The organism is Streptomyces sp. CLCI03, assembly GCF_053615355.1.
This window is the reverse complement of record NZ_JBSIFU010000004.1, coordinates 45,722-53,893: the sequence shown is the minus strand read 5'-3', so window position 1 is coordinate 53,893 and position 8,172 is coordinate 45,722. Positions and strand designations below refer to the sequence as shown.

The 8,172-nt window shown below is 77.0% G+C and carries 4 protein-coding genes; all 4 read left to right on the top strand.

The window, feature by feature from the left end; translation table 11 throughout:
* On the top strand, positions 1-1,612 hold a 1,612-nt coding region (locus tag ACWG52_RS39870; RefSeq protein WP_453129235.1), incomplete at its 5' end, for a hypothetical protein.
* Positions 1,609-3,612 carry a TOMM precursor leader peptide-binding protein gene (locus ACWG52_RS39865; protein ID WP_453129233.1) on the top strand — a complete coding sequence of 668 codons (2,004 nt, stop codon included), beginning with the start codon at positions 1,609-1,611 and terminating at the stop codon, positions 3,610-3,612. The genes ACWG52_RS39870 and ACWG52_RS39865, both read left to right, overlap by 4 nt.
* A 29-nt stretch (positions 3,613-3,641) precedes the next feature.
* Positions 3,642-5,405 carry a thiopeptide-type bacteriocin biosynthesis protein gene (locus ACWG52_RS39860; RefSeq protein WP_453129231.1) on the top strand — a complete coding sequence of 588 codons (1,764 nt, stop codon included), beginning with the start codon at positions 3,642-3,644 and terminating at the stop codon, positions 5,403-5,405.
* Positions 5,406-5,993: 588 nt separating this feature from the next.
* Complete coding sequence (locus ACWG52_RS39855; RefSeq protein WP_453129229.1) at positions 5,994-8,165, top strand: DUF6777 domain-containing protein; 2,172 nt, start codon at positions 5,994-5,996, stop codon at positions 8,163-8,165.
* Positions 8,166-8,172: the final 7 nt, after the last annotated feature.

Genomic DNA, 8,172 nt, shown 5'->3' with positions numbered 1-8,172 from the left:
GGCTCGCCGACCACGACTTTCTCCTTCCCGTACCACCCGCCACCCCCACCCCCACCCCCACCCGGACCCCGACCCCGACCCGGATCCCGCTGTCGCACGGTGGATCGACGCCACCGCCGCGCACCCCGACACCGCGGCCGCGCTCCTGGCCACCGCCCGGGCCGAGGTCCTGGCCTGCGACCCGCACTCCCCGCCCGCCACCGCCGCCGTACGGGCGCTGACGGCCGGCGGTGTGCCCGTCACCCTCACCCCCGACCCGGACCTGCCCCCGGACCGGATCCTGCTGACCGTCCGCGGCGCGGGCCCGGACCGGGCGGTCGCGGCCGGGCGGGGCGGCGCCACCGGGTACGTGACCGCCCCCGGCAGCACCGCCCAGGCACACGCCGACGCAGCGGCCCTCGAAGCCCGCCTCACCCGCCTCACCCGCACCGCCCGCACCGTCGACCCCGCCGCCGTGCCGCCGCGACCCCGCAGGATTCCGGGCACGTTCGCCGCGCTGCTGGCCGGCGCCGCCGCGCACCGGCTGCTGTGCGCGGCCGCCCGCCTGCCCGACCCGGCCACCGAGGCCGACGACCCGCGGCTGCTCCCCGGCATCCCCGCCGTCCTCCTCGCCGACGCCCGCCCCGCGCGCGCCGACCACCACAGCTGGCTCGGCCCCGACCGGATCGACGCGGACCGCCACGTCCGCCTCGCGCCCCCGACCGGACTCGCCGAGGCACTGCGGCGGATCGCCGCCCTCGGCGAGCACCGCCTGGGACCCCTGCCCGCACCCCTGCCGGGGGACCTGCCCCAACTCCCGGTCCCCCTCGCCACCTGCACGACCCCCGCCGGGCACGCCACCACCCCCCGCACCCTGACCGGCGGCGGGCCCCGCCTGGATCTCGCCCGCCTCGAACTGTTCTGCCGCGCCGCCGAACTCCTCCTCGGGGAGAGCGCGTTCATCGTCGGCGCCGACCCCGGGCACGCCCGCGGCCGTGCCCTGCGCCGCACCGCCGCACGCCGCCTCGCCGCCGCCCCGCACGACCGCGCCCCGCTGGATTCGGACCACTGGTCCGGCCACCCGCAGCTGCGCCACTGGTGGACGACCCTCACCGGCCGGCTCGCCGTCCCCGCACGACTGGAGGTGCACCGGGCGGCCCCCCACGCACACGCCTACCGGGCCGTGGTCCGCCGCACCCCGCACGAGCCGGGGCCGGGGTGCGGGCCGGGCCCGTTGCTCGGTGAGGCCGTCGAGGCCACCCCCGGTGACGCCGCCGCCTTCGCCGCACTGGCCGCCGTCACCGCCGTCACCGCCGTCCGCACCACCGCGGCCGCGGCGCCCGGCGCCCCGCCACCGCCCTCCGGGGGCGCGGCCGCCCCGCTGGCGACGGCCGGCGTGCCCACCGCCGCCTGGGAGGACCCCGGCTGGACCGGCGGCTGGCTCGCCGACCTGGCCGGACACGAGGAAGCCCTCCAGGACACCCTGCACCGGCTGTACGGAGCCACCCCCACGCCCGCACCGCCCGCACCGCCCGCACCGACCGCAGCCGCACCCGCACGGGATTCGGGCCTCGCCGGCCTGCTGCGCTCCTTCGGCTTCACCGTGCTGCACACCGCCGAGGAGGCCCGATGACCCGCCCCGCCCCCGCCCCCACCGGCACCCCCGCCCCTGCGGCCGCTGCCGCTGCCGCTGCCGCTGCCGCTGCCGCTGCCGGTCCGGGCCCCGTCCCCGTCCCGGTACTGGACGCCACCGCGGCTCTGGCGGCCACCACCGGCCGGGCCGCCGTCGTGCTGACCCGCTGGACCCTGGGCCTCGCCGAGGAACTGAGCCGCCACGCCCTGCACCGGCCCGTGACCCTGGTCCCGGTGCGCCACGACGGCCCGCTGGCGGTGATCGGACCGGTGCTCCGGCCGGGCGCCGCCGCCTGCCTCGTCTGTACCGAGCACCAGCGCCTGGCGACCGCGGGCGGCCGGGTCCCGTGGCAGAGCCCGAAGCTGACCCTGGCCGGAGTCCCCTCACCCGCCCTGACCCCGGCCGTGGAGGCCCTCGTCCACGACCTCCTCGACCCCGACCCCGACCCCGACCCCGACCTCGACCCGGACGCGGACGCGGACGCGGGCCCGGGCACGGCCGTCGTCCACGTCGTCCACCAGGACCGCGGTACCTGGTCCACCCACCACGTCCGCCCCGTCGGCGGCTGCGACGTCTGCCACCCGCTGCCCTCCGACACACGGACCCCGCTCCACCCCCTGCCCCGCGGACCCCGCCCGCTGCCCGACCCGGCCGTCCTGCGCGGCCCCAACCCCCGCACGAGCGGCACCGCACTGCGCACCGCCCTGCACGACGAACGCTTCGGCCCCGTCCGGCTGCTGCGCCGCTCCGAGGACTCGGCGTTCAGCCTCACCAGCGCGATCGTCACCGACGGCAGATCCGTCGACGACGGCGGCCACGGCCGGGCCCGTACCTTCCCCGACAGCGAACGCATCGCCCTCTTCGAGGCCGTCGAACGGTACGCGGGCATGCGCCCCACCGGCCGCCGCACCGACCTGCTGGCCTCCTACGCCGAACTGGGCCCCGCCCGCGCCCTGGACCCCGCACGACTCGGTCTGCCCGACCCCGCCCACCACGGCCACCCCGCCTCACCCACCGTCCCCTACACCCCGGACCTGCCGCTCCACTGGGTGCACGGCTGGTCCCTCACCCACCACAGGCCCATCGCCGTCCCCGAACACGTCGCCTACTGGGACGTGCCGGGAGCGGACCGGCCACGCGTCGTCTACGAGTCCTCCAACGGCTGCGGCCTCGGCAACAGCCCCGAAGAGGCCGCCCTGTACGGGCTGTTCGAGGTCGCCGAACGCGACGCCTTCCTCATGGCCTGGTACGCCGCCACCCCGCTGCGCCGCATCCACCCGCCGGCCGACGACACCGACACCCTGATGCTCGCGGACCGGGCGGCCGCCGCCGGCTACCGGCTCCTGCTCCTGGACGCGACCAACGACTTCGCCGTCCCGGCCGTCCTGGCCGTCTGCCGCTACGAGGGCGACCACCCGGACGCACCACGGATGTTCCTCGCGGCCGGCGCCCACCACGACCCCCGCACCGCCGTCCGCTCCGCCGTCGCCGAGGTCGTCACCAACGTGCTGGAGGCACCGCACCGCTCCTTCACCCACGGAGGGCCACGCGACGCCGAACGTCTGCGGCCCATGCTGGAACACCCCGACCTCGTCCTCACCCTGGACGACCACGTCGGGCTGAACACCCTGCCCGAGGCCGCCCCGCGCCTGGAGTTCCTCCTCGCCGACACCCCGGCCGTGACGATCGAGGCGGCCTGGCCCGGCGCCCCCACCCCGGTGCCCGACCTCACCGACCTCCTGACACGAACCGTCGCCCGGCTGGCCGGGGCCGGACTGGAGGTCGTCACCGTCGACCAGAGCGAGCCCTACCTGCGCGAGCGGTTCGGCCTGCACTGCGTGAAGGTCGTCGTCCCCGGCGCGCTCCCCATGACCTTCGGACACGTCAACCGGCGCACCCTCGGCCTGCCCCGGCTGCTGGAAGTGCCCCACCGCCTGGGCCGCACCGGCCGGCCGGTCCACCACGGCGAACTGCCCCTGCACCCCCACCCCTTCCCCTGACCCGACACGCGAGGCGAGGACCGGACGACGTGACGACGACCGACGACCACACCGGCACCGGCACCGGCACGAACGCCACCGCCGGCAGCTGGCAGAGCCACCACCTCTTCCTGCACTCCACCACCGAGGACACCGACCGCTTCCTGACCCGGGACGCGGCCCCCCTCCTCGACCGACTCGTGACCACCGGCGAAGCCACCGACTGGTTCTTCATCCGCTACGGGCAGGACGGCCCCCACCTGCGCATCCGCGTCCGCACCACCGCAACCGCGACCACGACCGCCGCGGACCGCACCCCGCCCCCGGACCTGCCGGACCTGCCGGACCTGCCGGACCTGCTGGCCCGGCGGGCCCGCCAGGTGCCCGCCGTCCCCGGCCCCTGGCCCTCCCGGCACGCCGAGATCCGCGCCGTGCCCTACGTACCCGAGACCCGGCGCTACGGCGGACCGCGGGCCCTGCCCGTCGCCGAGACCCTCTTCGCCGCCTCCACCCGCACCGCCCTCGACGTCCTGCGGGCCCTGCCCGCCACGACCACGGCCGCATCCCGCCTCACCGCCGCCGCGGACCTGGCCCACACCACCGCCTACGCGCTCGGCATGGACCCGCTCGCCGCCGCACGCTGGCTCCGCGCGCACGCGGCCGGCTGGCGCTGGGTCACCGAGGTGCCGCTGCTGCCCGCCGCCGCCGTCCACACCCGGGTCAACACCGTCCACGCCGCGCAGCGCCGGGCCCTCGCGGCGCGCGCCGCGGACCTGCGCGAGCGCCTGGACGCCGGCACCGCGGCGCCCTGGCTCGCGTACTGGGCCGAACGGGTCCGGGAGGCCGACGCGGCGCTCGACGGCCCCGGCGAGCCGGCCCGGGCCGGGATCTGGGGCTCCCAACTGCACATGCTGTTCAACCGGATCGGAGTGAGCCCCGACGAGGAACGGGCCGTGTGCCGGCTGGCCGCGCGCACCCTGCTGGAGACGGACGGACCGACGGGCTTCTTCCCGCCCGGCCCCACCGCCCCCGACCTGCAGTACCTGGAGCGCAGCAAGTTCCAGATCGGCCGCGGCGAGGACTCGGCACTGCGCCCCCCGCCGACCCCGACCCCGGCCGGCCCGACCCCGGCCGGCCCCGCCGAGATCCCGCTCCCCGCCGACCCGCTGCCCGCCGTGCCCCTGGCCGCCGTCCTCGCCGCACGCTCCTCGCTGCGCGGCGCCCTCACCGGCCCCCTGGACACCGGCACGCTCGGCGCCCTGCTGTGGCACTCCCTCGCCGAGAGCGGCCGCAGCGAACAACACCTCGCCGACGGCACGACCCGTACGCTGGCCCACCGCCCCTACCCCAGCGCGGGCGCCCTCCACACGGCACGCGTACGCCTCCTCGTCCTCGACGTGCCCGGCCTCCCCGCCGGCACCTACGACTGCGTCCCCGAACGCCGCACCCTGCGCCGCATCGGCCCGGCGGCCCCGCTCGCGGACATCACCGCCCTGTCGACCTACCTCTCACGCCCCGCCACCGACCCGGACTGGATCGGCATCGCACAGGCACCCGTACTCCTGGCCCTCTACACCGACCTCGGCCTGCTGCGCCGCCGCTACGGACTGCGCGCACTGCGCCTGGCCCTGCTGGAGACCGGCCACCTGGCCCAGACCCTGCTGCTCACGGCGTCGGCCCTGGGCCTGGGCGGGACCACGCTGGGCGGCTTCCACGACGACCTGGCCCACGAACTGCTCGGACTCCACGACCCGGACCAGCCGCTCCAGTACCTCCTTCCCCTCGGCCGCAGCCCGCACCGCCACGGCGGCTGACCACGACACACGACGGAACCACACCGCACCGCACCCGGCGCCAGGGCGGGAATGCCCGGCCCGGCCCGGTACACGGGGTGCCGGGCAGGGACACCGCCGACCGTCACCCCCGACCTTGATCTGTCAAGTCCCGAAAGGTCGCGGCATGACGGAGTGCGGGGGAGCGGGGCCTACTCAGGAGATGGACGTACGTGTGGTGGACGGTCCCCGCCGGGGCGTTCTCGGACGTCCGGGTCCCACCTGCGGGATGTGGAGGCGTTGACGGTTCGGAAGGAGTGAGCGCATGCGAGTCACCACGGTTTACCCACTGCCCTGTGCCGGGGGGCGAGCGTCGTGAATTCCCTGCCCCCTTCCTCCGAGCAGCCCACCGGCCCGCCGCCCGGCCCCCTGTCCGGCCGGGGCGCACATCCGGAGCCCCCGCCGCCGCCCCCGCCGCCCCCACCGGGCCCTCCGCCGCCCACGGGGCCCCCGTCGGGCCCCCTCCCGGTCTCCTCGGGCGGGTTCCCACCGGCGCCGGCGGACGGCGGTGGCCGCGTTCGCGGACGGCGGTCGCGCAGGATCCTGCTGAGCGCGAGCACGGCGGTGGCCGTGGTCTCGGCGGTGGTCCTCAGCTTCACCGTGCTGGGCGGGAACACCGCCGCGGGCGGCGAGGTCTTCCTCCAGGCCGCCCCGGAGGCCGGACCCGACCCGTTCACCCCCTCGACGGCCACACAGGCCGAGAACGTCGCCAACGCCATGCCCATGAACACGGGCGCGAACACGCAGGACGGTACGAGCCCCGAACGCACCGAGGCCACCACGGACGGCGCGCGCACGCTCGAGGTCGACGGCGGGTACCCAGGGCTGTACGGCGGCACGCGGAACATCGCGAGCTGCGACGTCGAGAAGCAGATCGGCTTCCTCGCACGGCACCCGGACAAGGGCAGGGCCTTCGGCGCCTCGCTGGGCGTCCGACCGTCCGGGATCCCCTCGTACCTGCGGTCGCTGACCCCCGTCCGACTGGGTTGGGACACCAGGGTCACCAACCACGGATACCGGGACGGCGCGCCCACCAGCTACCAGGCGGTCCTGCAGGCCGGTACCTCCGTGCTGGTCGACGCCCAGGGCGTGCCCCGGGTCCGCTGCGCCTGCGGCAACCCCTTGGACCCGCCCGTCGCGGTCAGGGGCAGGCAGACGTACAGCGGCGCGAAGTGGTCCTCGTTCCGCTCCTCCGGCCTCGTCGCCGTCAAGCCCGCCGCGAAGCCGGTCAAGACCGTCACGGTCTTCGACCAGGACGGCAAGGAATGGTACGAGCGCCCGAGCGGTGCGGCGCGGGGCAAGCCCGACCGCGCGGTCCCGCCTCCGAAGGGCCAGACCCCCGGCTCCGCCTACCCGGTCCTGCCGGCGGCCCACCCGGGAACGGGCCGGCCACCCCCCGCCACGACCCCGAACCACCCCCCGGGCGACGCCCCGGAACAGCCCCCTGGACAGGAGCCGGCCCCGCCCTCGGTCCGGAACCCGGACCAGGTTCCGGACGAGGGCCCGAAGAAGGCACCCGACCAGGACCCGGGCAAGGCCCCCGAGAAGAAGCCCGGACAGGACCCCGAGAAGAAGCCCGGACAGGACCCGGAGAAGGAGCCGGGCCGCGAGCCTGACAAGGCGCCCGGACCGGACACGGGCGAGCAGCAGGACCAGGCCCCGGACAAACCCCCCGCGGAGGCCCCGGCCAAGGACCCTGACGAGGCTCCCGCCAAGGACCCGGGAAAGGACCCGGGAAAGGACCCGGGACAGGCACCCGACCGGGGCCCGGCCGAGGAGCCGGTCGAGGACCCCGGGAAGGCGCCCGGCAAGGAGCCGGGCGAACAGCCGGGCAGGGACCCCGGCCAGGAGCCGGGAGAGAAGTCCGATCAGGCTCCGCGGGTTCCCGGTCAGGGGTCGGGCAAGGACCCGGCGAAGGACTCGGGCCGGAAGTCGGGCCAGGACCCGGCGAAGGTGCCTGGTCAGGAACCGGGGAAGGCCACCGACCAGGAGCCGGACGAGGACTCGGGGAAGGCGCCCGGCAAGGAGCCGGGCGAACAGCCGGGCAAGGGTCCGGTGGAGGACCGGGGTCAGGAGTCGGGCAAGGACCCGGCGAAGGACTCGGGCCGGAAGTCGGGCAAGGACCCGGCGAAGGAGCCTGGCCAGGACTCGGGTGAGAAGTCGGGCCACACTCCGGGGAAGGTGCCCGGTCAGGGGTCGGGCAAGGACCCGGCGAAGGACCGGGGCCAGGAGTCGGGTCACGACCCGGCGAAGGACCGCGGGCAGGGGTCGGGCAAGGCGCCCGGAACGGACGCGGACACGGCTCCCGGCCAGGCCCCGGACTCCGGCCGCGACCCCGGGAGGGCCCCCGGCCAGGACAGGGGCGAGGGCACCGGCCAGGAGTCCGGGCGCCCGCCGGGCCAGGCTCCGGACACGGCCCCCGGGAAGGCGACGGACTCCGGCCGGCGGCAGGGCGAGGCCCCGGACAAGGGCGGCACCGTTCCCGGGACGCCGCCCGGGAACGAGTCGGGCAGGGAGCAGGGCCAGGATCCCGGAAAGGCGCCGGGCCGGGGCTCCGGCTCCGGCCAGAGCTCCGGCTCCGGCTCGGGCTCGGGCCAGGGCTCCGGCTCGGGTTCCGGCAACCGTTCGGGGAAGGCGCCGGGGAACGGGCCGGGCGGGACCACGCGCCCGAACCCCGGTGACGAGCCGGGGCGGCAGCGAGGTGGGGATCTTGGCGGTGACCCGGGGGAGCGGTCCCGGTGATCCGGCG